This is a genomic window from Gilvimarinus sp. 1_MG-2023 (assembly GCF_030548285.1).
Genome location: NZ_JAUOSC010001210.1, coordinates 1 through 260, shown reverse-complemented (window position 1 = coordinate 260; position 260 = coordinate 1). Strand labels below are relative to the sequence as shown.

Below are 260 nucleotides of genomic sequence, written 5' to 3'. Positions count from 1 at the left end.
GATCCGAACCGCCCCTTGTTTTATCAGTGGCTCGCGTTTCTTAATAATACGCTGCAAGCTGAACTTATGGTTCACTATTATCCTCATCGCCATACCAATGATGAAGCTACCATTCCAAATGTTGTAGCGGCCCAGGGCGACAGGGTTGCAGACGCCTTATCCATTATCAACGACCAGCTAGAGGGCAATGAATACTTGCTTGGTGGGACGCTAACAGCATGTGATTATTTTTTGTTTATGCTTGCGGAATGGTCGTTGCC

1 pseudogene is annotated in these 260 nt (G+C 46.9%); it reads left to right on the top strand.

The features are described 5' to 3' along the window. Window positions 1-260: pseudogene (locus tag Q4563_RS20705) on the top strand (glutathione S-transferase family protein); the annotation flags it as partial.